At 71.2% G+C, this 26,987-nt stretch carries 24 protein-coding genes; 11 read left to right on the top strand and 13 right to left on the bottom strand.

Annotated features, from left to right (window positions below; all coding sequences use genetic code 11):
• Window positions 1-4 precede the first annotated feature (4 nt).
• From AC6JA9_RS31590 to AC6JA9_RS31580, 3 genes are all read right to left on the bottom strand, one after another.
• Window positions 5-2,947: a CHAT domain-containing protein gene (locus tag AC6JA9_RS31590; protein WP_497958297.1), complete on the bottom strand. Its 2,943-nt coding sequence runs from the start codon at window positions 2,945-2,947 to the stop codon at window positions 5-7.
• A complete protein-coding gene (locus AC6JA9_RS31585; protein WP_473567721.1) occupies window positions 2,944-3,495 on the bottom strand; it encodes an RNA polymerase sigma factor in 552 nt (183 codons plus the stop codon). Before AC6JA9_RS31585 ends, AC6JA9_RS31590 begins: the two co-directional genes overlap by 4 nt.
• Before the next feature lie 216 nt (window positions 3,496-3,711).
• Complete coding sequence (locus tag AC6JA9_RS31580) at window positions 3,712-4,896, bottom strand: alanyl-tRNA editing protein (RefSeq protein ID WP_497958296.1); 1,185 nt, start codon at window positions 4,894-4,896, stop codon at window positions 3,712-3,714.
• Window positions 4,897-5,037: 141 nt separating this feature from the next.
• On the opposite strand from AC6JA9_RS31580, the gene AC6JA9_RS31575 reads away from it, so the two are divergent.
• Window positions 5,038-5,685, top strand: coding sequence for a DsbA family protein (locus AC6JA9_RS31575; protein WP_497958295.1), 648 nt, complete (start codon window positions 5,038-5,040; stop codon window positions 5,683-5,685).
• A gap of 7 nt (window positions 5,686-5,692) precedes the next feature.
• Here the strand turns inward: AC6JA9_RS31575 and AC6JA9_RS31570 are convergent, their stop codons facing one another.
• Genes AC6JA9_RS31570 through AC6JA9_RS31560 form a run of 3 tightly spaced genes read right to left on the bottom strand, consistent with a single transcriptional unit; the run spans window position 5,693 to window position 8,973 of the window.
• A complete protein-coding gene (locus tag AC6JA9_RS31570) occupies window positions 5,693-6,925 on the bottom strand; it encodes a cytochrome P450 (protein ID WP_497958294.1) in 1,233 nt (410 codons plus the stop codon).
• Window positions 6,926-6,955: 30 nt separating this feature from the next.
• On the bottom strand, window positions 6,956-8,281 hold the full coding sequence (locus AC6JA9_RS31565) for a sensor histidine kinase (protein ID WP_497958293.1): 1,326 nt from the start codon (window positions 8,279-8,281) through the stop codon (window positions 6,956-6,958).
• Window positions 8,281-8,973, bottom strand: coding sequence for a response regulator (locus tag AC6JA9_RS31560; RefSeq protein WP_223781898.1), 693 nt, complete (start codon window positions 8,971-8,973; stop codon window positions 8,281-8,283). Before AC6JA9_RS31560 ends, AC6JA9_RS31565 begins: the two co-directional genes overlap by 1 nt.
• 109 nt (window positions 8,974-9,082) lie before the next feature.
• Between AC6JA9_RS31560 and AC6JA9_RS31555 the strand changes: the two genes are divergently transcribed.
• The 4 genes from AC6JA9_RS31555 to AC6JA9_RS31540 all read left to right on the top strand — a co-directional run bounded on the left by AC6JA9_RS31555 (window position 9,083) and on the right by AC6JA9_RS31540 (window position 13,025).
• Window positions 9,083-10,564 carry an ABC transporter substrate-binding protein/permease gene (locus AC6JA9_RS31555; RefSeq protein ID WP_223745273.1) on the top strand — a complete coding sequence of 494 codons (1,482 nt, stop codon included), beginning with the start codon at window positions 9,083-9,085 and terminating at the stop codon, window positions 10,562-10,564.
• On the top strand, window positions 10,561-11,388 hold the full coding sequence (locus AC6JA9_RS31550; RefSeq protein ID WP_223781900.1) for an amino acid ABC transporter ATP-binding protein: 828 nt from the start codon (window positions 10,561-10,563) through the stop codon (window positions 11,386-11,388). The genes AC6JA9_RS31555 and AC6JA9_RS31550 overlap by 4 nt, the downstream gene beginning before the upstream one ends.
• 1 nt (window position 11,389) lies before the next feature.
• Window positions 11,390-12,145 (top strand): alpha/beta fold hydrolase, encoded by a 756-nt coding sequence (locus AC6JA9_RS31545; RefSeq protein WP_223781901.1) that lies wholly within the window; start codon window positions 11,390-11,392, stop codon window positions 12,143-12,145.
• A gap of 76 nt (window positions 12,146-12,221) precedes the next feature.
• The gene (locus AC6JA9_RS31540) at window positions 12,222-13,025 is read left to right on the top strand and encodes an SGNH/GDSL hydrolase family protein (protein ID WP_223745276.1); all 804 of its coding nucleotides are present in this window, start codon (window positions 12,222-12,224) and stop codon (window positions 13,023-13,025) included.
• A 15-nt stretch (window positions 13,026-13,040) separates the two neighbouring features.
• Here the strand turns inward: AC6JA9_RS31540 and AC6JA9_RS31535 are convergent, their stop codons facing one another.
• Both AC6JA9_RS31535 and AC6JA9_RS31530 read right to left on the bottom strand, forming a co-directional pair.
• Window positions 13,041-13,919, bottom strand: a complete 879-nt coding sequence (locus tag AC6JA9_RS31535) for a GspE/PulE/PilB domain-containing protein (protein ID WP_497958292.1) — start codon at window positions 13,917-13,919, stop codon at window positions 13,041-13,043.
• A gap of 73 nt (window positions 13,920-13,992) precedes the next feature.
• A complete protein-coding gene (locus AC6JA9_RS31530; protein ID WP_141328238.1) occupies window positions 13,993-14,361 on the bottom strand; it encodes a Spx/MgsR family RNA polymerase-binding regulatory protein in 369 nt (122 codons plus the stop codon).
• A gap of 68 nt (window positions 14,362-14,429) precedes the next feature.
• On the opposite strand from AC6JA9_RS31530, the gene AC6JA9_RS31525 reads away from it, so the two are divergent.
• Window positions 14,430-15,695 carry a right-handed parallel beta-helix repeat-containing protein gene (locus AC6JA9_RS31525; RefSeq protein WP_497958291.1) on the top strand — a complete coding sequence of 422 codons (1,266 nt, stop codon included), beginning with the start codon at window positions 14,430-14,432 and terminating at the stop codon, window positions 15,693-15,695.
• 2 nt (window positions 15,696-15,697) lie between these two features.
• On the opposite strand, the gene AC6JA9_RS31520 is transcribed toward AC6JA9_RS31525, so the two are convergent.
• Window positions 15,698-16,588 carry a LysR family transcriptional regulator gene (locus tag AC6JA9_RS31520; protein ID WP_223745279.1) on the bottom strand — a complete coding sequence of 297 codons (891 nt, stop codon included), beginning with the start codon at window positions 16,586-16,588 and terminating at the stop codon, window positions 15,698-15,700.
• Window positions 16,589-16,816: 228 nt separating this feature from the next.
• On the opposite strand from AC6JA9_RS31520, the gene AC6JA9_RS31515 reads away from it, so the two are divergent.
• Window positions 16,817-17,470: a hypothetical protein gene (locus tag AC6JA9_RS31515; RefSeq protein ID WP_223745280.1), complete on the top strand. Its 654-nt coding sequence runs from the start codon at window positions 16,817-16,819 to the stop codon at window positions 17,468-17,470.
• A 170-nt stretch (window positions 17,471-17,640) separates the two neighbouring features.
• Window positions 17,641-18,927 carry an SBBP repeat-containing protein gene (locus AC6JA9_RS31510; protein WP_223745281.1) on the top strand — a complete coding sequence of 429 codons (1,287 nt, stop codon included), beginning with the start codon at window positions 17,641-17,643 and terminating at the stop codon, window positions 18,925-18,927.
• Here the strand turns inward: AC6JA9_RS31510 and AC6JA9_RS31505 are convergent.
• Together AC6JA9_RS31505 and AC6JA9_RS31500 are read right to left on the bottom strand one after the other, a co-directional pair.
• The gene (locus AC6JA9_RS31505; protein WP_408891716.1) at window positions 18,924-19,472 is read right to left on the bottom strand and encodes an IS630 family transposase; all 549 of its coding nucleotides are present in this window, start codon (window positions 19,470-19,472) and stop codon (window positions 18,924-18,926) included. The two genes, AC6JA9_RS31510 and AC6JA9_RS31505, sit on opposite strands and share 4 nt — an antisense overlap.
• 29 nt (window positions 19,473-19,501) lie before the next feature.
• Complete coding sequence (locus AC6JA9_RS31500) at window positions 19,502-20,020, bottom strand: helix-turn-helix domain-containing protein (RefSeq protein ID WP_408891715.1); 519 nt, start codon at window positions 20,018-20,020, stop codon at window positions 19,502-19,504.
• A gap of 215 nt (window positions 20,021-20,235) precedes the next feature.
• Here AC6JA9_RS31500 and rpiA point away from each other — a divergent pair, with 215 nt between their 5' ends.
• The 3 genes from rpiA to AC6JA9_RS31485 all read left to right on the top strand — a co-directional run bounded on the left by rpiA (window position 20,236) and on the right by AC6JA9_RS31485 (window position 24,335).
• Window positions 20,236-20,949: a ribose-5-phosphate isomerase RpiA gene (rpiA, locus tag AC6JA9_RS31495; protein ID WP_223781905.1), complete on the top strand. Its 714-nt coding sequence runs from the start codon at window positions 20,236-20,238 to the stop codon at window positions 20,947-20,949.
• Window positions 20,950-21,276: 327 nt separating this feature from the next.
• Entirely contained in the window at window positions 21,277-22,890 is a 1,614-nt protein-coding gene (locus tag AC6JA9_RS31490) for a DUF1588 domain-containing protein (RefSeq protein WP_267699977.1), read from the top strand.
• A 5-nt stretch (window positions 22,891-22,895) separates the two neighbouring features.
• Window positions 22,896-24,335 carry a DUF1552 domain-containing protein gene (locus AC6JA9_RS31485; RefSeq protein WP_497958290.1) on the top strand — a complete coding sequence of 480 codons (1,440 nt, stop codon included), beginning with the start codon at window positions 22,896-22,898 and terminating at the stop codon, window positions 24,333-24,335.
• Between the two features lie 114 nt (window positions 24,336-24,449).
• On the opposite strand, the gene AC6JA9_RS31480 is transcribed toward AC6JA9_RS31485, so the two are convergent.
• On the bottom strand, window positions 24,450-25,466 hold the full coding sequence (locus AC6JA9_RS31480) for a metal-dependent hydrolase (protein ID WP_497958289.1): 1,017 nt from the start codon (window positions 25,464-25,466) through the stop codon (window positions 24,450-24,452).
• A 103-nt stretch (window positions 25,467-25,569) separates the two neighbouring features.
• Window positions 25,570-26,877, bottom strand: a complete 1,308-nt coding sequence (locus tag AC6JA9_RS31475; RefSeq protein WP_223781906.1) for a pectin acetylesterase-family hydrolase — start codon at window positions 26,875-26,877, stop codon at window positions 25,570-25,572.
• Between the last annotated feature and the right edge of the window lie 110 nt (window positions 26,878-26,987).

Raw genomic sequence — 26,987 nt, 5'->3', positions numbered from 1 at the left:
GCAACTACTCGAAGAGGAGCACCTGGCGGACCCAGGCGCTTCCCCGACTGCGGAGCCAGTCCTGACGTGCATCGCGAAGGACGCGGGCCGCGGGCAGCCCCTCGCGAATGCGCGCCAGCACCGGCTCGAAGAAGTCCGACGCCTCGGCGTCGGGAATCTCCTGCGTGGCGGCGAGCACGGCCCGGGCCCCGGACTCGACGAACGCCACCGGCAGGCCGAACGTTTCATGGAAGTACGCCTTGCTGTGCGCGGCATGACACGCCGCCAGCAGCACCACGGGCCGGCCCTGCAGCCGCTCACCGTGCAGGTCCGACGCCGTCAGCGCGTAGCGGCCGCCCTGCGCCTCCGGAGACAGCACGAGCAGCGAGCCATCCGCGGCGCTCGGGTCGACGACGCCGTGCGCGTGAATCTGCACCTCCGTGGCCTCGCGCATCGCCCGCAGCACCTGCGACGGCGTGGCGGAGGCGCCTCGCAGCGTGGCCAGCGTCGCGTCCTCGTCCTCCGAGGGGCGCCAGGCGCGCAGCGAGGGCAGGCGCAGCTCCGCGGGGGCATGCACGTCCGCCACCACCAGCCGGCGCGAGGGCTGTCCGGTGGGCTCGTCGGGGGTCGCTCCGACACGGTAGGCCCAGGCGATGTCCGGCGGCAGCAGGTCCGGCTTGCCGAGCACCGGCGGCCGCGCGAGCACGTCCACGTGGGGGCAGTCGCGCAGGGCCTGTGCGAGGCGCTCGGGGACCAGCCCCTCCACGCTCTCCAGCCGCTCACGGCGCTGGGTGTCGAAGTGGCCGACCCAACGCCCCGACGCGTCGCGGGCCACCAGGGCCGTGCGCTCGTCGTCCACGGTGACGCCCAGCGCGCAGCGCTCGGGCAGGGGCAGGGCGCGCTCCTCGGCGAAGAGGGCCATGGCCCGCTCCAGCTCCTCGTGCCGGGAGGCGTCGAGGATGAGGGACGTGAAGCTGTACACGCGCGCCTTGCGGGCGTTGACGTCCGAGCCCACGAGCGGCGCCGCTTCCTCGATGGCCTGACGCAGCAGCGCCTGCCCCCGACGGCGGTCCTGCTCGACGAAGAAGCGGCCCTCGATGTGGCGCAGCATCGCGCCCTCGCCCGCGGTCTCCAGTCGGGCCGGTGAGGCTCGCAGCGCCTCCAGGCCCCGGGTCAGCACCTCGGTGTCCTCGGCGCGGCGGGCCTGCGTGTGGGCCAGGTCCGCGATGGCGAAGGCGCGCGCCAGGGAGGGCGGGTTGCCGCAGCGCGCGGCGCGGTCCAGCTGCTCCCGGGCGCCGTTGAAGTCGAGCGTGCGGTGGAAGGCGAGCGCGAGGTTGACGTAGGCCGACTCATGGTCCGCGCACCGCTCGGGCAGCCGCTGGATGTTCTCCTCCAGGTAGGCGCGCGCCAGCGACAGGTCTCCGTGGAAGAGGGCCACCTGGCCCAGCTCCTGGAGCAGCCGCCACTCCTTGGTCCACTCGTGCCCCGCGCGGGCCCGGGCGAGCGCGAGCAGGCCGTGCGCACGGGACTCGACGGGGCGGTGGAGCTGCCGCTCCACGAGGGCCAGGTTCCGCTCGAGCTCCAGGCAGCGGTAGTTGAAGCGCGCGCCGTCAGGGCAGGTGCGCAGGGCCTCGGTCAGCCGCGTGCGCGCCTGGGGAATCTGTCCGCGCTGGATGTCGGCGCGCGCCTGGCGCTCCTCGGCGAGCAGCGCGAACCACGGGTCTCTCGTGGCCAGCGCGAGCTCGCGGTACTCACGCTCGTGCTGTCGCAGGTCCTTGGGGAAGAGCAGGGCGCCCAGGAGCAGGTCGTCCTGCCGGGCCTCGCGCAGCTTCACGAGGAAGGTGTCGAGCTGCGCCGGGGACAGCTCGTTGCGCGTCAGCCGCACGTAGTCCGCGACGAAGGGCGCGCGCGCGGAGAAGTCCGTGCGGGCCGCGCGCTGGAGGGCGTCCTCCAGGTGGGTTCCGCCGTCCACGGCGTCGAGCTGGCGGGCCAGGGGTCGCAGCGACTCGACGCGCTCGGGGGAGGGGGCGGTGCGCAGCGCATCGTAGAAGCACAGGCGGGACAGGCCGGGGTGCTGCTCCACCTGGGCCTGGGCGAGCACGGGGCCGCCGGACACCATCTGGTCGCAGTCCTGCTTGGTGCCCTTCCAGCCCTTGCGCTGGGTGTCCTCTTGACGGCGCAGGTCGGCGGCGCGCTCGGCGGCCTCCTGGCTCCAGCCCGGCTCCTGCTGCGCGGCCACCTGCTCGAAGGCCTCGGCGGCTTGCAGGGACAGGCCCAGCTTCTCGAGCGCGAGGCCGCGGTTCCACAGCGCCTGGGGATGGCCGGGCTTCGCCTTCAGCGCGCGGTCCACCAGGGCGAGGGCCTCTTCGTGGGCGCCGCGCTGGAGGGCGAGCGCCGCGCGGTCCGAGTCCAGGTCGGGGGAGGCGGGCAGCTTGTCGAGGAAGGCGGCGGCCTGGGCGGGGTCTCCGCGCAGCAGGTAGGCGGAGGCGATGCCTCGCTCGTCACCGGTCTCCTCCAGCTTCGCCAGCTCGCGCAGGGACAGCGCGCGGGGCGAATTGCCGCCGCTGCGCATCACCTCGTAGGGGCGATGGCGGTCGGCGCCCGGATGGGTGAGGCGGGCCTCGAGCGTGCGGCCCGGGTCCTGCCCCAGCCACAGCTCGGGGGAGGTGGGGGACGAGTCGGTCCGCGTCACGAGAACCCACGCCGCCAGGCCCGCGGCCAGCGCCAGCGGCACCACCATCATCCAGTTCCTGCGCCGCTTGAGCTGGGGAGGTGGGGGGACGAAGGCCAGTGTGGAGTCCCCGGGTTCGTGCAGGGCGTCGTCGGCGAGGAGCTCGAGCGCGAGCAGTTCCTTCATCCGTGTCTCGCACGCGGTGCAGCCGGTCAGGTGGTGACGGAAGTTCTCCGCGTCCGCCGGGGCCAGCTCACCGTCGATGAAGGACTCCAGTCTGTCGCACTGCTCGGTCATGGTCTGGCCCTGCCTTCACTCGAGGCGGCGCTAGGGGTCAGCAGCCCCCGCAGAGCCTGCCGCGCCTCGCTGAGCCACCGTCCCACCGTTCCCTCGGGCGCATCCAACCGCTGAGCGATGGCCCGGTATCGAAGTCCCGCCACGTGGAGCCGGTAGGCCTCCTGGAGATGGGGAGGCCGCAGCTTGTCGATGGCCCGCTGGAAGTCCTCGCGGCTGACCTGCTCCCACTGCTCCAGGGCGGCGGGTTCGCCGGAGGACTCCGTGTCCTGCACCACACGCAGCGCGGGGGCCCCCAGGACCTCGGTGCGTCTGCGACGACAATGGTCCAGGAAGCGGTTGCTCAGCGTGGTGCTGAGCCACACGCTGACGGCGCCTGGGTTCTCCGCCACCAGCCGGTCGAAGTTCCGGTAGGCGCGCTCGAGGGTCTCTTGCACCAGGTCCTCCGGGTCGATTCCACCCCCGGAGCACAGGCGTCGGGCAAGGCGAAGCAGCCCCGGTCGTCGCGAGCGTGCGAAAGCATCGAACTGGCGGTGCTGCCCGTCGTCCATCGTGGCGCGAACCCCTACACCCATCTTCTCATGTCGTTCCACCGGTGGAGCGCCCCCTCCGTACGATGTGAACGCGTCCGAGGAAATCCCTTCGGGTGGAGTGATTCGTGACGCGATGCGTTGCGGGTGGGTGCGGGTGGAAAAGACTCATGTCCAGGGAGGGGGAGGGTGATTTCCGCTCCCACGGTCCGCCCCGGAGGTGGGGTGGGGCCTGCTTCAGCCCCGCAGGGACGCCACGAGCGCCGCCCAATCCGTGCTCGCCGGAAGCCGTCCCTCGGCGTGCTCCGGGCGTCCACCCCCGCGTCCTCCCGCGGCCTCCGCCGCCCGCTTCAGGAACGCGCCGCAGCCGAACGTGGACGCACTGCCCCGCGCGATGAGCACGGCCAGGCCCTCGGGCGCGCGGCCCGCCAGGAACACCACGGCCTGAGGCCGGGACGTGAGCCTCGCCGCCACCGCGCGCAGTTGCTCCGGCCCCGCGCCGTCGAGCACCGCCACCACCTGCTTGTCCGCCGACGCCTCCAGCGCCTGCGCCAGCTCCACGGCCGTGTGCTCCGCCAGCCGCGCTCGCGCCGCGCCCAACGCCTCGCGGGCCTCGGTCAGCTCACGCCGCAGCTTCTCCACCACCGTGGGCACCTCGGCCGGTCCACAGGTGAACGCCCGGCTCATCGCGCGCAGCACCCCCGCCTCCTCCCACAGCTCGCGCCGCGCACGCGGCCCCGCCGAGAAGAGGACCCGCCCCTTGCCCTTGTAGCGCTCCACGCCCAGCACCCGCACCATCCCCACCTGTCCCGTGCGCGTGCAGTGCGTCCCGCCACACGGCGACACATCGAAGTCCCCCACCTGGATGACGCGGATGTTGTCCGTCACCTTGGGCGCACGCCGCAGCGGCAGCGCCGCCAGCTCCTCCGGCGTGGGGAAGAAGGCCCGGATGGGCAGGTCCGCGTCGATGATGGCGTTGACGTGCGCCTCCGCCTTCGCCACGAGCTGCTCGTCCAGCGTGTCCTGGTCCGTGTCGATGGTGCACGTGGCCCCCAATCGCGACGACACCGTGGCCGCGCCCGCGAGGTCCAAGAGCGCCCGCGACAACATGTGCTGCCCCGTGTGCAGCGACATGTGCACGCGCCGCCGCTCCGAATCCACCACGCCCTCCAGCGCCTCACCGGGCGCGGGCAGCACGCCCTCCACCAGGTGATGCACCACCCCCGCGTCGTCCACCTGCACGTCGCGCACGGGCAGCCCCCCGAGCACGCCCTGGTCCCCCATCTGCCCACCGGCCTCCGGATAGAAGGCCGTGCGGTCCAGCACCACCGAGGGCGCGCCATTCCACGCGCCGTGGCCCACCACCCGCGCGGTGAATCGATGGAGGAAGGGGTCCGCGTAGTCGAGGCGCTCGGTCGTCATGGTGCGCGGGAAATAACACGGCGCTGAAACTCCCGCGCCGCTCGCGTCACTCCTTGCGTGCGAGGGCATCGCCCCTCGTCACGCCAGGCCTCCAGGCAGGACGCCGGGCGTGCCGCATCCATCCCACTCCAGAGGTCCACCATGAAGCTCCGCGCTCCCGCCCTCCTGGCGGCCGCCGTCGTGTTCTCTTCGCTCAACCCCGCCCTCGCCGGTGACGAGCCCACCCCCGACTGCGACAAGCAGCCCAATGCCGCCCGCGCCCAGCCCAAGCTCATCTCCGCCACCCCGCGCTCGGAGGCCCCCGCGCTGGGGCCCCGCGACGCCCAGGTGACGGTGGAGGTGTGGAGCGACTTCCAGTGTCCCTTCTGCCAGCGCGGCGCGTCCACCGTCGAGGGGCTGCGCGAGCGCTACGGCGACAAGATCCGCATCGTCTTCCGCCACATGCCGCTGCCCCGCCACGAGAACGCGAAGCTCGCCGCCGCCGCGGCCATGGCCGCCCACGAGCAGGGCAGGTTCTGGCAGATGCACGACGTGCTCTTCGACAACCAGGGCGCCCTGGACCGCGCCTCGCTGGAGAAGTACGCCAAGGCGCTCGGGCTGGACGTCGCGAGCTTCAAGCGCGCGCTCGACACCAAGGCCTGGGACAACTACGTGGAGGCCGACCGCCTGGAGGCCCAGCGCCGAGGCATCGTCGGCACGCCCACCTTCTTCATCAACGGCACCGGCGTGACGGGCGCGCAGTCGCTCGACACCTTCGCCACGCACATCGACGCCGCGCTCAAGCGCTGAAACAACCTCAGGCCGGGTCCCACTCGACGAGCAGCTGCCGCGGGCCCCGGTGCAGGAAGTTGGGCAGGTAGCGGACGGCCTCGCCCGGCGCCAGTCGCAGCCCGGGCAGCCGCTTCAACAGCAGCTCCGTCGCCAGTCGCACCTCCATCCGCGCCAGCGGCGCGCCGATGCAGTAGTGGATGCCCATCCCGAACCCCAGGTGCTTGCCCACGTCCGGACGGCGGAGCACCCCCTCGCCGGGCGCGTGGAACACCGTCTCGTCCCGGTTCCCCGACGCATAGAGCACCAGCAGCCGCGCGCCCTCGGGCACCTCCACGCCGCCCAGCGTCACCCGGCGGCGCGTGGTGCGCATCATCCCCTGCACCGGCGCGTCCAGCCGCAGCGTCTCCTCGATGGCCCGGGGGATGCGGCCCGGGTCGTCCCGCAGCTCGCGCAGCCGCTCCGGCGCGCGCAGCACCCACACGAGCAGGTTGCCCAGCAGGTTCGACGTCGTCTCGTGCCCGGCGAAGTGCAGCATGGAGATGAGGCTGATGAGCTCCACGTCGCTCAACGGCGGCGTGTCCTCGTACCGCGCCTCGATGAGCGCGCTGATGAGGTCATCGGTGGGCGCGCGTCGCCGCGCGGCGATGTGCTCCGCCAGGTACTTCTGGATGGAGACGAGCCCCCTGGCGCACTCCACCTGGCGCTCCACGGGCGCGTTGCCCGCGGACATCACCACCAGGTCCTCCGTCCACTGCTTCAGCCGCGTCACGTCCGAGTCCGGCAGCCCCATGATGGCGCCGACCACGCGCGCGGGCAGCGGGTAGCCCAGCCTCTCCACCAGGTCCGCCTTCCCCTCGTGGGCGAAGCCGTCCAGCAGCTCCGTCGCGATCGCGGACACCCGCGCCTCCATCGCGCTCAGCCGATGCGGCGCCAGGGCCTTGTTGACGATGACCCGCATGCGCGTGTGGTTGGGCGGGTCGTCATCCACCAGCGCGGGGACCTGGGGGTAGCCCTCCGCCAGCACCGCGAGCACCTCCGGCGCGGGCGGCACGGGGTTGCGGAAGGCGTTGGCCGACAGGAAGTCGTCCGGGTTGAGCACCACCGCCTTGATGTCCTCGTAGCGGGAGACGACCCACAGGTGCATCTGTTCGCTGAAGTGGACGGGAGCCTCGTGGCGCAGGCGCTCGTAGAGCGGATACGGGTCCTCCACGTAGCGAGGCTCGAAGCGGCTGGCGAAGGCGGGCGGCGAGGAGGACATGGCGCTCTCGAGGGACAGTCGCGTGCGGGCTCAGGCCGTGTCCGGATGCGACTTCGGCGGGGTGGGGACTCCGCCTGACAGTCCGGGCAGGTGCATGGCGAGCGGAGGGATGCGTGGGAGGCGGACGGTGAAGCGCGTGCCCGTCTGGGGCGAGGTCTCCACGTCGATGCGTCCCTGGTGCGAGGTGATGATGCCGTGCACCACGGCCAGCCCCATGCCCGTGCCTTCACCGGCGGGCTTGGTGGTGAAGAAGGGCTGGAACAGCCGCGCGCGCACCTCGGGCGTCATGCCGTGCCCGGAGTCCTGGACGCACAGGACGGCCTCGTCGGCCTCCATGCGCGTGCTCAGGAAGATGCGTCCGCCCGAGGGCATCGCCTGCGCGGCGTTCATCAGGAGGTTGACCACCACCTGCGCCAGCTGCCCCGGACGTCCGAGCAGGCGCGGCAAATCCCCCAGCGTCACCTCCACCTCGCAGCGCGACTGCACCTGCGTGCGGGTGATGCGCAGCGCGACGGCGATCTCCTCGTTGAGGTCGTACTCCTCCAGCGCGCCCGGGTCTCCCCTCGCGAAGCGCCGCAGGTCCGCGACGATGGCCACGACCCGCCGGATGCCGTCCGCGGTGGCGGGCAGCACGTCGTCCACGTACTCCTGCAGCTCCGGCGGCAGGTTCTTGCACGCGCGCAGGTCCATGAGCAGCGCGTTCACGTTGCTCTTCACGTAGCTCATGGGGTTGTTGATTTCGTGTGCCACGCCCGCGGCCAGCATGCCCAGGCTGGACAGCCGCTCCTGCTCACGGGCGCGCCGGTGGGCCATCTCCAACTGCTCGTGGGCCAGGGCCAGCTCGTCGTGCTGGCGCGCCAGCTCGCGCAGCGTCGAGTGCGTGAGGAAGACGCGGCCCTCGGAGAGCGCGTACGTGAGCACCGACAGCAGCACGAAGCTGGCGGCGACCTCGGGCGCGGCCCCGTCCGACAGCGCCGCGCCGGCCACCAGCACCAGCATCAACCCCAGCCGGCGCCGGGCGCCCGAGTCCGCGAAGCGGTCCACCCACAGCGCGTTGAGCGGCAGGTACAGCCACACGGGCAGCGCCCAGTCGCTCACCACGCCGTAGAACACGGTGCCCACCATGTTCAGCGTGAAGCGCGTGGCCTCGGCGGCCTGGGTGTGCCGCGAGAAGAACCCCCGCGCGAGCACCACGTTGGCCCCCGTCACCCCCGCGAAGGCCACCGTCACGACGAGGACCTCGTGCCAGCGCCCCCAGAGGCTGACGATGAGCAGACCGTGGATGAGGAGGCACGCCAGCAGGGTGAAGCGCTTGAGGCGGCTGTTCACCCAATCCGCGTCGACCTCCGGGGCCATCACGCCTCGCCCAGCCCCGGTCGAACACTCGGCGCGCTCTGGGCGCGCATGGGCAGCTCCAGGCGCAGCCGCTGCGGCCCGCCCACCTCCGCCACGAAGGACAGCCGGCCACCGAAGCGCTCCAGCAGGCCCCCCACCACCTTCAGGCTGTCGTCGGCCAGCAGGCCCGCGAAGCGCTCGATGATGGACACGGCCTGCTCGGCGGGGAACGACGGGTCCGCCACCTGGACCTTCAGGACCAGCGCGGCGTCCGTGGGGCTCACCTCCGCGCTGACACCCTGGGGCGCGGCGCGGAACGGGGCGTAGAGCTGGGCCATCGTCTCGCGGTGGCGCAGCAGGCCCGACAGGTACGTCACCAGCTCCGCGTCATCCCAGGGCTTGCTGATGAACCGGCAGATTTCGCCCTCGTTCACCGACGCCACCACCGACTTGAAGTCGGCGTAGCCGGAGATGATGAGCCGCAGCGCCAGCGGGTGGCTGCGTTTGATGCGCTGGAGCAGCTCGCTGCCCGTCATCCCCGGCATCCGGAAGTCCGTCAGGACGATGTCCGGGCTGAAGGTCTTCAGCCGCTCGAGCGCCTCTTCTCCGTTGAACGCGAGCTGGACGTCGAAACCCTCGCGCCGCAGCAGCCGCCTCAAGGCGTGCGCCACCTGCGGCTCGTCGTCCACCACCAGCACCTTGTATGCTTCCATGACGCCTTGGCTCCTCTGTCGCGACACTCTAGTACGCAGTCCCGGAGAAAGTGTCAGGACCTGAATACTGGGTCACACCTGCACCTGCTACAGAGTGGGAGTCCCTGAAATGGATGTGAGCGGTGTGTGGAGGAGGGGCGGGGCGCTGCTCGTGTTCGCGGTGGTGTTGACGTCCTGCGTCCAGCGGGAGGAGCCCGGACTGGAGCGGGTGCGGAGGGCAGGCGAGCTTCGCTGGGGCGCGGACGCGCAGGGCGGCGAGCCGTACGCCATGGAGGACCCGGACGTGCCCGGGCACATGCGCGGCTTCGAGGTGGAGCTGGCGGACGCGCTGGCGCGGGAGCTGGGCGTGCGCGCGCGCTTCGTGCAGAACGACTGGTCCAGCCTCATCCCCTCCCTGGAGCGGGGCTCGTTCGACGTGGCGCTCAACGGCATTGAAGTCACCCCGGCGCGCAGCGGACGCATCCTCTTCACGCGGCCGTACTTCATCTTCCAGCTGCGGCTCCTGGCCCGGCGGCAGGACGACAGCGTCACGGGGCTTTCGTCCTTGCGTGGCAGGAGGGTGGGGACGCTCGCCAACTCGCAGGCGTGGGACCTGCTCCAGCGCGAGGGCATCCAGGCGGTGCCGTACGAAGGCGTGGAGGAGCCCTACATCGACCTGGAGCAGGGGCGGGTGGACGCGGTGCTGATGGACGACCTCATCGCCCAGCGCTACGGCCAGCCGAGGCCCCAGCTGCGCGTGGTGGGCGACGTGGGCGAGGGCTACTACGCCATCGCGGTGCGGCCCGGGGACGAGGACCTGCGCGCGGCGCTGGACGTGGCGCTGGGGCACGTGGCGCGCTCGGGGGAGCTGCGGCGCATCTTCGCCCGGTGGAACATCGACAGTGCCCAGCAGCAGAAGATGGTGGAGTGGACGGACGCGCAGACGCGCGAGGTGCTGTCGCAGACGCGCACGGCGAAGCTCGGCTGGGGCCAGGGCCTGATGTTCCTCCAGGCGGCGCTGGTGACGCTGGTGGTGTCCGTGGGCGCCATGGCGCTCGCGGTGCCGCTGGGCGCGGGGCTGGCGCTGGTGCGCCTGTACGGACCCCGGTGGCTGTCGGGGATGGCGTCCTTCTACGTGGAGGTGTTCCGTGGAACCCCGGTGCTGTTGCAACTCTATGTCCTGTACTACGGGCTCGCGGGCGTGCTGCGGCTGGACGCGCTGAGCGCGGCGGTGCTGGGGCTGGGGCTGAACTACGCGGCCTACGAGGCGGAGGTGTACCGGGCGGGGGTGCTGGCGGTGCCCCGGGGGCAGATGGAGGCGGCGCTGGCGCTGGGCATGTCCACGCCGCTGGCGCTGCGCCGGGTGGTGTTCCCGCAGGCCTTCCGGGTGGCGCTGCCGAGCGTCACCAACGACTTCATCGCGCTGCTCAAGGACAGTTCGCTGGTGTCCGTCATCTCCGTCGTGGAGCTCACCAAGCGGATGACGATTACCGCGGTGGATGTTCGCAGTTGGTTGTTGCCCGGGGCGCTGTGCGCGGCGCTCTACCTGGCGATGAGCTACCCTCTGTCCCTCCTGGCGAGGCGGTTGGAAGCGAGGTTGGCGCGCGGATGATTGAAGTGAAGGACCTGTGCAAGCGGTACGAGGGGCGCATGGTGCTGGACGGCATCAGCGCGGCCTTCGCGCCGGGTGAGGTGGTGGCGCTGGTGGGCCCCTCGGGCGGCGGCAAGAGCACGCTCTTGCGGTGCCTGAACGGGCTGGAGCCCTTCGACGCGGGCAGCATCCGGGTGGGGGACGACGTGCTCGGCCCCAGTGCGTCGCGAGCGAGCGGCGCCGCCGTCTCCAACATCCGCCGCCGCGTGGGCTTCGTCTTCCAGCAGTGGCACCTGTTCGCGCACCGCACCGCGCTGGGCAACGTCATCGAGGCGCCCCGACACGTGCGGGGCCTGGACGCGAGGAGCGCCACGGAGCTGGGGCGCGCGCTGCTCGCGAAGGTCGGCCTGTCCCACCGCGAGGAGGCCTACCCGTCCGAGCTGTCCGGCGGTGAGCAGCAGCGGGTGGCCATCGCCCGCGCGCTCGCGATGGAGCCCGAGGCGCTGCTCCTGGACGAGCCCACCAGCGCGTTGGACCCGGAGCGCGTGGGCGAGCTGGTGGCGCTGTTGTCGCGGCTTCGCGAGGACGGGCTCACGCTGGTGGCGGTGACGCACGAGATGCGCTTCGCGCGCGAGCTGGCCTCGCGCGTCCTGGTGCTGCACGGCGGGCGCATCCTGGAGGAGGGCCCTCCCGCGCAGGTGCTGGAGCGGCCCCGACATGAGCGCACCCGGACCTTCCTGGGGCTGGCGCGGGAGCAGCCCGCCCCGGAGCCGGAGGTGTCCACGCTGGAGGCGGGCAGAAGCGGCGTCGTCACGCTGTTCCCCGCCGCGACCGCGAGGGAATGAGATGCGCTCGGACGTGCAGCTGACAGAGGTGGGGCAAGGCGAGGGGCCGAGGGTGCTCCTGCTGCCCGGCCTGGGGGCGAGAGGCTCCGGCTTCCGCGCGCTCGCCCAGGCGCTGTCACCCCTCTGTCGTCCCGTCCTCGTCGAGTATCCGGAAGGAGCGCATGCGGCGGTGGGCGCGGGCGCGCTCGCGCGACAGGTGGCGCACGCGGCGGGCCCGGTGGACGCGGTGGTGGCCAGCTCCTTCGGTGGGATGGTGGCCGCGCACCTGGCGGCGGCGGGCGTCGCTCGCGGCGTGGCCTTCCTGGGCGCCTTCACGCGCACCACCCACCTGGGGGTGCGTGGCTTGCTCATCGGGATGATGGGCCCCATCGCCGTGTGGGCACGGCCCGGCGTGGTCGCCGCGGGGCTGGCCGCGTGGAAGCCGGTTCCCTTCGGGCAGGTGGCGGAGGTGGTCCCCACGACGGTGGTGGAGCGCGGCACCACGTGGCATCGCGCGCTCGCCATCCAACGCGAGGCCCACCCGCCCGAGCTGCGACGGCTGGACGTCTCCTGCCTCTGCATCCAGGGGGACAGGGACGTGCTGGTGCCCCCCTCCACCGTGGAGCGACTGCTGCAATCGCTTCCGCCAGGGACGCCGCACCACATGCTGAAGGGGGCGGGGCATGTGCCCTACTTCACCCACCCGGAGGCCTGCGCGGAGCTGCTGGCGCCGTGGCTCGCGAGGTTGACGTCCACCCCGAAGGTGTCGGCGGCGTGAGTCGGGCGGTGGGCCCCGGGAGGCGTCGTGAAAGGGAGTGTACCTGACGGCGGTGTGCCGCTAGCGTGCGGCCCGAATGCGGAAGCGCTTCACGGGTTGGTTCGTCGTCCTCGTCGTGTTCTCCACCGGGCTCTCCTGGGCTGCTCCCTCCGGACCGGATGCGGGCCCCGCGTCCGAGGCCGTGCTCGCGGCGCCGGCGTCGCCTGCTGACGCGGCGGCTCCCGCGGCCGAGCGTCCGCGCTCCGTGCTGCTGCTCGGTGACAGCCTCATCGCCACGGGCTTCGGGGACTACCTGCTCGCCCGGCTGGAGGCGCATCCGACGATTCGCGCGTCGCGCCGCGCCCGCTCCTCCACGGGGCTGGCCCGACCGGACTTCTTCGACTGGATGGCCGTGGGCGAGGAGGAGGTGAAGCGCCACCAGCCGGACGTGGTGGTGGTCATCCTCGGGGGAAACGATGGCCAGTCCCTGCTGGAGCGTGATGGCAAGAAGCCCGTCCACTGGGGCAAGCCCGAGTGGGAGGACGCGTACCGTCAGCGCATCGACTCCTTCGCGAGCGTGCTCGCCGCGCCGGGACGGAAGATCATCTGGCTGGAGCTGCCGGCGACGGGGCTCAAGCGCTTCGAGCAGAAGCTGGGCCTCATCCGGGGCCTCCAGCGCGAGGTCATCGGCTCCCGCGCGGACGCGCGCTACGTCGACACGCGCCCGTACTTCACGGACGCCAAGGGCAAGGCCCTGCTCCAGGCGCGCGTCGAGGGCTTCAGGAAGCCGATGAAGCTGCGCATGAGCGACGGCGTGCACTTCACCATCGCGGGCGGGCGCTACTTCGCGAGCAAGGTGTACCCCGAGGTGCTCGACGCGCTGGGCCTGCTCCAGGGGTAGCGCGCCGGGCCCACGTCAGTGCGAGTGGTGTGACGAGCCGGACTCTCCGGAGATGGAGGAGCCTCCGCCGGGAATCAGCCGGCGCACCGCGCGCAGGAGCAGCTGCTCGTCGCGGGGATTGGCGAGGAAGCCCCGCGCGCCGAGCTTCCGCGCCCGCTCGAAGCCCTCGTCGTCCGACGTGCCGTGGACGATGAGCGCGCCCTCGATGTGGACCTCGCCGGCCAACAGTCCCTCCATGGCCTGCAGGGGCGCGAGCACCACGTCGTTGGCGCTGGTGTGGAGGACCTCCAGTGGGGTCGCGACCCGGGCCTGGAAGCCGCTGCGCGCCAGCTGCCGCGAGATGAGCACGGCGGTGACGGGAGGCCAGCCGTAGAGCAGCAGGTGCCCACCGGGGGCGGGCGCGGGCGTGGCGGCGGGCTCGGCGGGCTCCTCGAAGCCGTACAGCTCGGAGAGCGCGCGGGTGATGGCGGGGTCGGAGGCCACGTAGGCCTCGACGCGCGGCTTGCCGGTGACGGCGCGCACGGCGTCCACGGCCTCCAGCGACACGGGGGCGGGCAGGGCGATGTGGAGCACCTCGCGCTCGCCCTGCTCCATGGGCACCAGCTCCACGCGCAGGGGCACCGCGCGATACTGCCGGGCGATGCGCGCGGGCAGCAGGTCCGCCATGCCGCGCTCGGGAGGTTGCAGGTCCAGGTCCACCGCGCCCACGCCGAGCTGCGCCGACAGGCCGCGCAGCACGTCCGCCTCGGTGCACACGCCCTCGCGCACCAGCGCGCGTCCCAGGGGGACCTGCGTCTCGTGGTGGTGGACCAGCCCCACCCGGAGCTGGGCGCGGTTGAGCACCCCCATCTCCAGGAGGATTTCTCCGAGCGGACGCCTGGTGCTGGATTCCATAGAGAGGAATCTTCACGCGCGGCCGCGCTTCGCGAGGGACGGGCGCACGTCCGCCCGCCCGGCTGCTCGGCCCTCAGCCTCGCTGGGAGAACACGCGCTCCCAGGCCTCCTCCTGGAAGCCCACCAGCACCGCCGAGGGTGTGACGAGCACCGGCCGCTTCACCAGCTTGCCATCGGCGGCGAGCCAGGCCCGCACGTCCGCCTCGCTCGCCGCGTCCACCTTCGCCTTGCCGAGCGCCCGGTAGCTCAGGCCGCTGGTGTTGAGCCACTTGCGCACGGGCAGGCCGCTCTTCGCAATCCACGCGTCCAGCTCGGCGAGGGTGGGGGGCTCGTCCACGATGGGGCGCACGCGAGGGGAGAGGCCCTTCGCCTCCAGCCACTTCAGCGCCTTCTTGCAGGTGGAACAGCCCGAATAGGAGAGCACGAGGAGGTCGTTCGCCATGGCGCGGGCTTCTATCAGCCCGGGCGCGGTTTGCGGCGCGCCTCGGCGCCGTGCTAGCGCGCGAAGCCATGCACCTGTCCGCCTCCGAGTCCGTGAAGCGCCTCTTGTGGGCCGTGGTCCTGGGGTTGTCCTACGCCGCGTGTTCCTCCACGCCCGAGAAGCCCGGCGTGGTGCCCGGCGGTGAGGACGGAGGGACTCCGGGTGGCGGTGACGGAGGGCCCGTCATCGTGGTCCCTGAAGACGGCGGCACCGTGGTGACGGGGACCCTGGCGGGCACGCTCACCGAGGCGGGCTCTCCCTACCGCGTCGTCGGGGACGCAGAGGGCGTCGTCACCATCCCCAAGGGCCAGGTGCTCACGGTGGAGCCGGGCGTCATCCTCGACTTCAAGGGGCGCCCCGACGTCACGCAAGCCGACGTGGACCCCGGCGCGGCCGACAGCGTGATGAACCACCACGAGGGCCGCGTGGAGGTGCGCGTGTACGGCGGCATCCAGGTGCGCGGCACGGCGGACAAGCCCGTGCTCTTCACCTCCACCAATCCCCACGGCTGGTGGGGGATGAACTTCTTCGGAGACGGCTCGGTGGGCGACGGCGACCCCGTCTTCGAGCACATGGTCTTCGAGAAGGTGAAGAAGAACGACTACAACGGCAACCGCGACCGGACGCGCGGCGCGCTGTGGGCCTACTACCCGGGGCCGGTGACGATTCGCCACGCGGTGTTCCGCGACAACGAGGTGTCCGCCAAGTGCGGCGCGCTGGATTTGATGTTCACCGTGGGCTCGCGCGTGGAGGACTCCCTCTTCGAGAACAACCGCACCCGGGACGTGGACCGCTTCGCGCAGGACGGCACGTCCTCCATGGCGGGCGGCGGGGCGATGTGCGTGACGCACGGGCGTGACTCGGTGGTGCGCGGCAACACCTTCCGTGACAACGTCCTGGAGGCCTACCGGGGCGCCACCGACAGCTCGCTCGCGCAGCGCCCGCTGCTCGCGTGGCCCAACGCGCAGGGCATCTACGACCTGGGCGGCGGCGGGGCACTGCACTACTTCCAGCCGAACAACGACCTGGTGGAGGGCAACGTCTTCGTGGGGAACACCGTGACGCGCGGACCGGCGGCGGCCGTCTACCTGGAGGACGTGGGCACGCGCGGGCTCACCCTGCGCGGCAACCGGTTCGTCGGCAACCGCGCGGGCGCGGGCGCGGTGGTGGTGTGCAACCGCGGCAGCGGCGGCGTGGAGCTGGTGGTGACGGACGACAACGTCTTCAGCGACAACATGGTGGACGGCCGCGCGGCGACGAACGTGTCGGGCGACTGCACCACGGCGACGAAGTAGCGCTACTGCGGCGGCTCGGTGCCGGTGAGCGCCTTCACCACGCGGCGCGCGGCGCGGCCCAGCCTCACGCCCGCGCGGTGGTGGAGCTTGGGGAGGAAGGCGTGCGTGGAGCCGCTCGCGGGCTTGAGCAGCTTGAGCTCTCCGCGCCGCAGCTCCTTCGACGCGAGGTGCTCGGGCAGCCACCCGTAGCCCAGGCCCTCCAGGATGGCCGCCTTCTTCGCCGCGAAGTCGTTGAGGTGCACCGTGGAGCGCAGCTCCAGCGACACCGTGCTCAACTGCAGCCGGGGGTCCGAGCCACGCACCGTGAGCAGCAGGTGCTCGGACAGCTCTTCCTCACTGATGACGCCGCGACGCCGCCTCGCCAGCGGATGGGAGCGGTGGGCCACGAGCATCGCCTCCAGCTCCGGCAACGCGTAGCTCTTCAGCCCCGGCAGCGCGGGCGGCAGCACCGACACCATGAGGTCCGCGTCGTCCCGCGTGAAGGCCGCCTCCACGCCCGCGAGGAACTCCGACGACACGTGGAAGCGCGTGCCCGCGCCCTCCGCCCTCAGCGCCTTCACTACGCGTAACAGCGGCTCGGCCGGGAAGACGCCGTCGAAGACGATTCGCAACGTGGGCTCCCACCCCGCGCGTATCTCCGCACATGTCGCCTCGAGGTCGCGCTCAACTGCCAACAACTTGCGGCAGTGCTCCAGCACCCGCTCGCCCGCGGCCGTCAACCGGGTGCGGTAGCCCCGCCGGTCCAACAGCTCCAGCTCCGTCTGTCCCTCGAGCGTCCGCAGGGTGTAGAGCACCGCCGTGTGCCCTTTTCCGAGCGCCTGGGCCGCCGCCGCGAAGGTGCCGTGTCGTGCCAATGCGTCCAGTGCCCGGGCCTGTTCGAGGGTGACGTTCATGCCCCGCATTGTGCACGTCCCTGACAGTCATCGCTGACCCACCGTCACAACTGTCACCCTGACGCAACGCGGCTTACTTGTGAGATGCGGCTTGTTCTAGATTCAACGCTCCACTCGACGGAGGGGTTTATGACGGGAAGGCTGAGTTGGGCCCTGGCGGCAGCGGTTGCACTGGGTTCGGCGGGCGCGAGCGCGCAGGAAGTCGCGACGTACAGTGCGCCGACAGGTTTGGAAGTCACCGTCGGACTCGGGTTCCAGGCAGGCGTGGGGTATGTCTACAAGAATGGTCTGCGGCTGAATCAGACCATCGGTGATGTGAAGCTCAGCGACGCGGCCAACGGCGCGGTGCCCGTGGTGGCGGAGGTGGGCTACCGGGTGACGCCGAACTGGTTCATCGGCGCCTACGGCAGCTACACGCACATCTTGACCAAGGAGAATCCGTACTCCTGCTTCGAGGGTTGGGAGTGCGCCGCCTCGCAGCTTCGCTTCGGTCCGCAGGTCCAGTATCACTTCTCGCCCACGGCCTCGTTCGACCCGTTCGTCGGACTGGGCTTCGGCATGGTCATCCTGCGCAACGAGAACTCCGGCCCCACGCAGGTGCAGGGACCGCAGGGCCCGCTCGCGGCGAACCTGAAGCTGAAGAGCAGCACGCGGGGCCCCGAGTTCGCCAACGTCACGGTGGGTGGCAAGTGGCGCTTGGGTCACTCCCTGTCGTTCGGCCCGTTCCTGACGGCGACCGTCGGGCGCTACACGACGCGCTCGGGCGACACCACGCTGACGCTGCCCTCGCCGCTGCCCACCACCACGTCGCCGCTCGGCTACGCGGACGACGGCCCGTACGGGTCGGTCATGCTGGGTGTCCGAGGCAGCTGGAACATCTGAGCTTGTGAAGTGGGGGGCACGCGTCGGCGCGCCCCCGCAAGGACGCGGAGTGCACAACGCTCCGCGTCGCACCTTTCGGACAGGAGGTGCGGAGTCCTTTGCGAGATGCGCCAGGGCCTTCCCCCGCGCCAGAGTACGGGGCGGAACCTTCATCTCGAGAGGAGTCGCCCATGGTTCGGAAGTGGTGGTGTGGCGCAGGTGCGGTCGCGAGCGCGGTGGCCATCCTGGGAGCACCGCTGGCGAGTGCGCAGGCCCTGAACGCACCCGTCTGGCAACGACAGCTCGGAAGCGCCGCGGATGAGCAGGCGCTGGCCGTGGCCTCGGTCGGTGACGCCGTCTATGTCGCGGGGCACACCGGCGGGCAGTTCGGCGAAGCGCCGGCGGCGGGCGGACAGGACGTGTTCGTCGTGAAGCAGGGCACGGACGGCAAGGTGCACTGGGTGCATCAGGTGGGCACGGCGATGAATGACCGGGCGCTCGCGGTGACGGCGGACGCGGCGGGCAACGTCTATGTCGCCGGCTACACCTGGGGCAGCTTCCTGCCGTACGTGAACAAGGGCGGCACGGACTTCTTCGTGCTGAAGCTCAGCGCGTCGGGCGTGCTCCAGTGGGTATGGCAGGACGGCACGCAGACGGATGACTTCGCCACGGGCCTGGCCGTCACGCGCACGTCGGGACAGGACGGCCTCTTCCTCGCGGGCTATTCGCTGGGCCGCATCGACGGCACGCCGACGCCGGGCAACTACGACGTGGTGGTGGCGAAGCTCGACACCGGGGGCAATCCGTACTGGATGCGCCAGTTCGGCAGCTCGCGCGGCGACGTGGCCCTGGGCGTGGCGGTGAGCTCGCGCGAGGAGATCTACCTGGCCGGCTACACGCAGGGCAGCCTCGACGGCGTCACGTCCACGAACAACACGGTGGACCTGTTCCTGGCGAAGTACGACGTGGCGGGGAACCAGGCGTGGGTGCGGCAGCTCGGCTCGAACAGTGACGACTACGCCACGGGGGTCGCCGTGGATGCGTCCGGCGCGGCCTACGTCTCCGGCTACACCTTCGGCGCGCTCGACGGGAATGTCCGCGTGGGCACCTACGACGCGGTGCTGGTGAAATACGACGAGGCGGGCGACAAGCAGTGGACGCGGCAGCTGGGCACCACCACGACGGACTACGCACAGGGCGTGGCGGTGGGGGCTGACGGTCGCGTGCACCTGGTGGGGCACACGTCGGGCGCGCTGGACGGCAACGTCGTGCTGGGTGGCAGCGACGTGTTCGTCAGCTCGTACGACACCGCGGGCAAGCCCCTGGGCACGCGGCAGGTGGGCTCGAGCGCCTCCGACCGGGGCCAGGCGGTGACGGTGGGCGCCGACGGCGGCGTGTACGTCGTGGGCTACTCCTGGGGCAGCCTGCCCGGGAACGTCAACGCGGGCGGCTTCGACGCCACCGTGTTCCGCTTCTAAGTAGGTCGCCAGAAGTTCTCTAACAAATCGCGTAGCCAGAAGCCCTCGGCGAGGCAGCCGGCCTTGCGGAGGGCGTCCCGTGCAGAAAGGCCCAGCACCCATCGGATGGCGGCGCCGACGTGCTGCTCGACCGTGGGGTACTGACGGTTGGCGGAAACGCGTTGCTTCAGGGAGCGCCACAAGTGGTCCATGCAGTTGAGTTCTGAGCGCTGCTTGGGCAACAGCAGCAGGTGGATTCCGAGGCGAGCGGCGAGCTGCTGGGACTTCTGGGCCGTGTGACAGCTGGCGCGGTCCAACACCAGCAGCAGAGGGCGACCGGGGTAGGCGGCACGCAGGGCGCGCAGAAAATCCATGAAGTCTTCGCGTCTGGCGCGCTGGGTTGCCAGCAGCACGCGCTTGCCGGTGCGAGGGTTGATGGCGCCCCACAGTGTGCGCTTGGCGTTCTCGCCTGTAATCGGCACCACGGCCTGCTCTCCCCTGGGGGCCCAGGCGGCGCGCAGCGGCGGAAACCACCGCAGCACCGTGCTGTCCATGACGAGCAGCACGGCCCGGGGGAACAGGCGTTTGAGCCGTTTCAGACGGCGGACAAGGCCCCCTTTTTCTGCCCTGGATGGGGCGCCGCCGTGGCGTACACGTACCGTGGCCGCTTCCACGCCAGGCCCGCCTCGTGCAGCCGGCGGCGCAGTGTACGGGGCGACACCTCGATGCCCTGTCGCTTCAGGTGCGTGCACAGCAGCGGCACCGTCCAGCCGTGGCTCGCCCAGGACTGCTTCTCTGGGCTGCCTCGGACGACTTCGCGCAGGCGCTCGGCCGTCAGGCGCGGCGCATTCCTCGGCCGCCCCTGCCGCGGGGCATCTCGCAGCGCTTCGGGGTCACGCTGCGCCAGATAGCGCTCCAGCCAGAAGTAGACGGCTGGCCGACTCAGGGCTGCCAGATGCGCAGCCTCGCCCGGGCCTTTGCCCTCTGCGAGGAGTCTCACTGCCAGTAGTCGACGGAAGTGGCGGGCGTCGCGCACGCTTCGCAGCGCATGCTCCAGCTTCCGCCTGTCCTCTGCTGTCAGCCCCAGTTCGGCAGGGCTCCTTGCCGGTCGCATGGTCCAGAAAATGCGCATGCGACCGGCATTTGTCTCGGAACTTCCGGCGACCTACTTAGCCCCATCCGCTCACCACCCGCCAGGTGAGCGCTCGGTGCGGGCCCGTGCGGGCTGCCTCCCACCCTGTCCCCGTGCGGGGTGGGAAGCAGGTTGTCCCTGATGGGCGCGAGGGGGGCGTTGTACGTTTCTCTCGCGAGGTGAGGAAGGAGCGGGTGATGGCGGACGACGCGGCCGAGCAGACGGCGCGCTACAAGCGCGAGGCGGCGGAGGCGGCGGTGGAGCGCTTCTTCCGTGCGGGCATGCGGGTGGGCCTGGGCACGGGCAGCACCGCGGCCTTCGTGGTGCGCGCGCTGGCGGCGCGGCGTGAGCGCGGGCTGCTGCTCGATGTGCTCGGCGTCCCCACCTCGCTCGCCACCGAGGCGCTCGCGCGGGAGCTGCGGGTGCCGCTCACCACGCTGGACGCGCAGCCGGTGCTGGACGTCACCCTCGACGGCGCGGACGAGGTCGCTCCGGAGCTGTCCGTCATCAAGGGCGGCGGCGGGGCGCTGCTGCGCGAGAAGATTGTCGCGCAGGCCAGCCGCCGTTTCGTCATCGTCGCGGACGTGGCGAAGCTGTCACCGAGGCTCGGCACGCACTGGCCCGTGCCGGTGGAGGTGCTGCCCTTCGGCTGGCGCTCGCAGCAGTTGTTCCTGGAGTCGCTCGGCGCGCGCGTGACACCGCGCACTCGCGCGGATGGCAGCCCCTTCCACACGGACCAGGGCAACCTCGTGCTCGACTGCGCCTTCGGTCCCATCGACACGCCCGCGTCACTCGCCGCGCGCCTGGACTCGCGCGCGGGCGTCGTGGGGCACGGCCTGTTCCTCAACCTCGTCACGGACCTCGTCGTCGCGGGCTCCTCGGGCGTCGAGCACCGCGTGCGTCCAGGTTGAGTCAATCCCTGTCGCCCGCGCGCGGCGTGCTCGTCCGCTCGGAGCACGAGCCACCCGGTGCGCCGCGTGTGGGTGGTCAGGTGTCGCGTGGGTCCACTCCCACTCCATGCACGCAGGCTTTGCGCGTGTGGAGCGCGATGTGGACGTAGGCCACTGTCGGGCGAGCGGGAGTGTTTCTCGCAGGCTTGGAAGAGCGTGGAGCGCGGCCCTCACTGAACTCACCAAAAAGTCCGGAGGACGCGACAGGGCGCGCGGTTAGACTCCGCTGCGTTCCGGCGCTTCAAGAGGGGGTTTCCAGGGGCTGCTGGCTCAGAGGGTGCCTTTCGTATGCGAATCATCCGTTACTGCCTCCCCGCGGCGCTGTTGTTGGTGACCGCCTCCTGCTCAGGCAACTCATCCGGCGGAGACCCTCCAGAGGTCACGGAGGCAGCCCCCGCGCGCGTGCGCCGCATCACCCGCGCCGAGTACGACAACAGCGTCTACTCCATCGTGAAGAACCCCTCGCCGGTGCCCATGGCGCAGCTGTTCGCGCCCGAGGACACGCTGTTGGGCTTCACCACGCATGACCGGTTGCAGGTCACGCCGCTGCTCGCGGACCAGCTCGACAGCGCGGCGGAGCGCAACTGGGGGCCCGTCGCCGCCAACAACCTGGCCAGCGAGTACGAGTGCGCCGCGGGGAAGGACGAGGAGGACTGCGCCCGCGCGTTCATCCGCGCGCTGGGAGCCCGCGCCTTCCGGCGCCCCGTGGTGGCCGAGGAGGAGACGGACCTGCTCGAGCTGTGGAAGGCGGTCCGCAAGGACACGAGCCCCAAGGCCGCGGCCGAGTACGTCATCCAGGCCGTGCTGACGTCGGCGTCCTTCCTGTACCGCACGGAGCTGGGTGAGTCCGGCGCGCCCGCCAATCAAGTCGTGTGGCTGACGCAGCAGGAGATCGCCTCCGCGATTTCGTTCGCCATCACCGGCTCGCCGCCGGACGTGGAGCTGACGGCCGCCGCCGCCGCGGGCGTGCTCAAGTCCGCGGACGTGCGCGAGTCGCACGCGCGCCGCCTGCTGAAGACGAAGCAGTCCCAGCAGTACCTGCAGCGCTTCATCATCGAGTGGCTGGGCCTGTCCGGCCTGGAGAGCCTGAACAAGAACAACCAGGTGTTCCCGGACTTCAGCGTGGCGTTCAAGGACTCCAGCCGCCGGGAGACCTTGACGTTCATCGACCACGTGCTCGCCAACGAGGAGGCGTCCATCAAGACGCTGCTCGGCGCCGACTACACGTTCGCGGACGGGCGCATGTCGCTGTTCTACGGCACGACGCTGACGCCGGATGGCACCATCGGCCGCGTGCCGCTGCCGGCCAACCGCGTGGGCATCCTCACGCACGCCAGCGTGCTGACGACGTACGCGCTGTTCGACTCCAGCTCGCCCATCCGCCGCGGCAAGTTCGTCCTCACGCGCCTTTTGTGCCGCGAGGTGCCGCCGCCGCCGCCGTCCATCATCATCATCCCGCCCGCGGTGGACCCCACCGCCACGACGCGCGCCCGCTTCGCCGCGCACACCAACAACCCGGCCTGCGCGGGCTGCCACCGCGACCTGGACCCCATCGGCTTCGGCATGGAGGACTACGACGGCCTGGGCAAGTACCGCACGGAGGAGAACGGCCTGCCGGTGGACGCCAGCGGCTCGGTCGTCACCGAGGACGGGACGCACCCGTTCACCGGCGGCGCCGCGCTCGCGCGCTTCCTGTCGGAGAGCCCGGACGTGGCCAACTGCGTGCCGCTGCAGCTGTTCCGCTACGTCATGGGCCGCGACGAGGACACCGTCGATGCCAGGACGCTGGAGGACATGCGCAGGAGCTTCCGCGCGGACCCGAAGCTGAAGCTGGGCGACGCGCTCGTGGCGCTCGTCCGCTCCCCCTATTTCGTCCACCGGCGCACCACTTCCCCCGAGTAGCCACCATGCTCCGCAATCTCTCCCGACGCTCCCTGCTCCAGGCCCTGGCGGGCTCGACGGCGGCGCTGCCCCTGGCCAACCTGCTCGGCACCACGGACGCGTACGCCCAGGCCACCACGCCGCCTTTGCGCTTCATCGCCATCTTCACTGCCCACGGGTGCCTTCCGGAGTACTGGAACCCGCAGGGTGGGGAGACGGACTTCACGCTCGACTTCCCCAACTCCATGCTGCAGCCGCTCCAGGCCCACCGCTCCAAGCTGCTGGTGCTGGACGGCCTGGACTACCAGGTGCTCTACGAGCACGGCCTGACGGGCCACGAGGGCGGTCCGCTCACGTTCCTCACCGGCAGCAAGGTCAACACCGCCAGCGGTGACGACCTGCCGGAGAACGCCTCGCTGGACCAGGTGCTGGCGGCGCAGATTGGTGGCGCCACGCGCTTCCGCTCCATCCAGCTCAACGCCTGGGAGCAGTTCGGGGGCCAGCACGTCTACAACAGCATCAGCTTCACGCCGAACGGGGGCCGTGTGCCCTTCGAGCGAGACCCGGCGGGCGTCTACCAGCGCCTGTTCGGCAACGCGCCGTCGCCCTCGCAGGACCCGGGCGAGGCGGCGCAGAACACCGCGCGTCGCAAGAGCCTCCTGGACTACCTCATCAAGGACGCCACCCGGTTGAGCAAGCGGCTGGCGGGCGCGGAGAAGCAGAAGCTGGAGACGCACTTGGAGTCGCTGCGCGACATCGAGCGACGGCTGGGCACGCTGAGCACCACGCCCACGCCGGCGCAGCAGGAGCCGCTGCCGGCGGAGGCCGCGTGCAGCGGCGGCACGGCGCCCCCGGCGTTCGACCTGGGCCAGCTCGGCAACCTCGACAACATGCCGGCGCTGACCAAGCTGCACCTGGACCTCATCGTCCGGGCCTTCGCGTGTGACCTGACGCGCGTGGCGACGCTGACGATTCCCGGTCCGTCGATGCCCTGGCTCGGCATCCACGAGGACACGCACAACGACCTGGCGCACCGCCTGGACGTGACGGACGAGCCCTTGCGCTCGGACATCCGCGGGAAGATGGTGAAGGTGCAGCGCTGGTACGCCGAGCAGGTGGCGTACCTGATGAACGGCCTGGCCTCGGTGCAGGAGGGCAGCGGCACGGCGCTGGACAACACGCTCATCCTCTGGGGCAACGAGCTGGGGGATGCGTCCGGGCACATGAACGTGCGCGTGCCCACTGTGCTCGCGGGCGGCGCGGGCGGGAAGTTCCGCATGGGCCGCTTCCTGCGGCTGCGTCCGGCGGGCTCCAACCCTCTGAACAACTGGGGCGGGCCGGGCACGCCGCTGCCGGGCGCCGTCGCGCACAACAAGCTGCTGGTGTCCATCGCCCAGGCCTTCGGGGTGAACGTGAACACCTTCGGCCATCAGGACTTCAAGGGGCCCCTGTCGGGGCTGACCTGACGGTCCTTCCTCGCGGCGGCAAGCACCACCCCGCCGCGAGGCTCTTTCCGGGGGCGAGCGTGCCGCCTCGGTGCGCGAGTCGCGGCCTCCTTCGCCCGGGCGCATGACTCCGCCTCAGTCGGGGCGTGCCTCGCGCGCATCCTCACCACGCCACCGCCGCAAGAGCTCGGACGCGCTCCCTCCGCGCTCCAGCCGCGCGTCCGTCACCTGTCCACCCGCGTCCACGCGCACCACGAACGTGAGCGTCGGCTCACCGCGCAGGTGGTAGCGCAGGTCGGCGATGCGCACCTCGCGCCCGCCCTCCACCGGCACCACCGTCACCACGGGGAAGCGCGCCCACGCCAGCGCCTCGCGCACGGTGGGGATGGCCTTCAGGTCCGCGGGCAGCACCTCCACCGGCGCCTCCACCCGGCGGTCCTCGCGCGGCTCCCCGAACAGCGACAGCTCCCCCGCCGCGAGCACGTCGCCCGGGAGCCGGGCCACGTACCGCCACGTGCGGAACGACAGCGGGGCAGGGAAGACGCGCACCGCCTGGGCCTCGGGATAGGCCCGGTCCACGCGCCCCGTCAGCGCGCCCCACGACACCACCCTCGCGCCGACATACGCCATGGAGCACGCGAGCCCCACCAGCACCGCCTTGCGCCACACCGCCCGCCGCCGCCAGGCCACCACCGCGCCCACGACGAGCGGCAGCGTCACCCACGGGTCCACCACCACCGTCCAGTCCAGGCTCAGCCGCGCGTCCGAGAAGGGCAGCAGCACCCGGGTGCCCCAGCCCGTCCACAAATCCGGCAGCAGGTGCGCGAACACCACCGACACCAGGCTGGTGACCAGCACGGGCGTCCACCGCGCGCCCCGGAACACCGCCCGCGCCACCAGCGTGGCCCCCAGGGCGACGACGGGCGTGAAGAGCAGCGAGTGGGACAACCCCCGGTGCGCGTGCAGCGCCACCGTCACCGCGTCGCCCCGCGCCAGCAGCGTGTCCAGGTCCGGCAGCTCCGCGGCCAGCACGCTCGCCAGCAGCACCGCCCGGTCCGTGGGCGTCGACCGCTCGGGGGCGCCGGGGCGCACGTCGGGGCGGCGCAGCGCGCCGATGGCCAGTCCGAGCAGCCCGTGGGTGAGGTTGTCCATGGCGCCTTGGGCCTCTAGCGCCTTTGTCCCTCCAAACACCAGCGGCGGGACGTGGAGTCGCCTCCGCCGCCCCGCCGCCAGTCACCTCACGCCTCGGAAGGGATTACCCGCCGAGCGCGCCGTTGATGAGCGGCGCGACGATGCCCATGCCCGGGTCCTCGGCGTTGTAGCCGTTGGGCGGCTCGTAGATGCGCACGCGCTGGTTGTTGCCCACGAAGCGCTGCAGGAACACGTCCATGCCCACGAACTCGCTGCGGCACGTCCACGACTGCCACGGCGCGGAGATGTACTCGTACCACTTCTTCTTCTCCATCTGCTGGCAGGCGTGCGCGCCGATGAAGGTGATGATGGTGCTGCAGTGGCTGGAGTTGATGGCGCGCTCGTGCGGGATGAAGTAGCTGAAGTTGTTGTACTTGCTCAGCTCCGTCACCAGCGCCGCCTCGTCCGTCTTCCAGTACGCGTGCACGGACTCCTTGTCGTTCGGCGTGTGGAAGCGCTCATAGGAGAAGCGCGAGTAGTTGTAGTCCCGCGTGTAGCCCGTGTACGCCAGCTGGTCATTCGGGAACTCGGTGGCCACCATGCGGTTGATGGTGCCGAAGTCGTTCTGGCTGAACGACGCGGGCAGCAGGCCGAACACGGAGTTCAGGTTCCACGACTCGCGAATCTTGTCGTGCAGGGCGCGCGACTTGAAGTTGGCGTTGGGCGCCAGGAAGATGGGGCCGGAGTCGTTGAGCAGGTAGCCGCGCGCCGGGTTGATGATGCGCCGCGCGAAGTAGTAGCCCGCCGACGTCGCCGTGCCGCCCGCGCTGTAGCCCGTCATCAGGAACTTCTGCACGTTGGGGAACTGCGTCTTCGCGTAGTTCGCCACCGCCAGCGTGTTGGTGTAGCCGTTGTGGTGCCACGTGAGCGGCGGGTTCGCGCCCGTCTGGTCCACGTACGTCTTCACGTTGTTGCCGATGTGCACGTCGCCGGTGCAGTACGGCACGTAGACGATGTTCCAGCCGTTCGTCACCAGGTTCGTCTTGCTGCGGCCCGGCAGGCCCGGGTCCGCGCCGTTGACGAGCGGCGAGACGTACTTCGCCGTGAACTGGGTGATGTAGTCGTCGGCGATGCCGTTGGGGTTCGCCGCGCCCAACAGGCCCGCGCGGCCGCTACAGGTGTCGTAGTCCCAGCACGCGCCGCCGCCCTCGAGCAGCATCAGCAGGTTGGGCGAGTTCGTCTTGTGGATGAAGAACTTGAACTGGGAGCCATTGCCACACTTCGTCCCAGGCAGCTCCACCTTCTGCCAGTTGTAGTTGTTGCCGCCATCCACCAGCACGCTGACGATGGACGAGACGATGACTTCCGAGCGGGCGGCGCTGGGCACCATCAGCGCAGCGACAGCGAGGCACGCCACGAGTACGCGCTTCATGCAGGCTCCTCCGGGTTTGGGGGGAAGTCCGGTCTATAGCCCACGTTGACACCCGAGTCAGTCTTGAATGTGTTGTTTCATGTTTCGAGCATCCGCCTGGTTTGTGATGC

It is taken from the genome of Myxococcus sp. MH1, from assembly GCF_059738865.1.
Note: the sequence above shows the minus strand (reverse complement) of the source record. Positions and strands in the feature narration are given on the sequence as shown.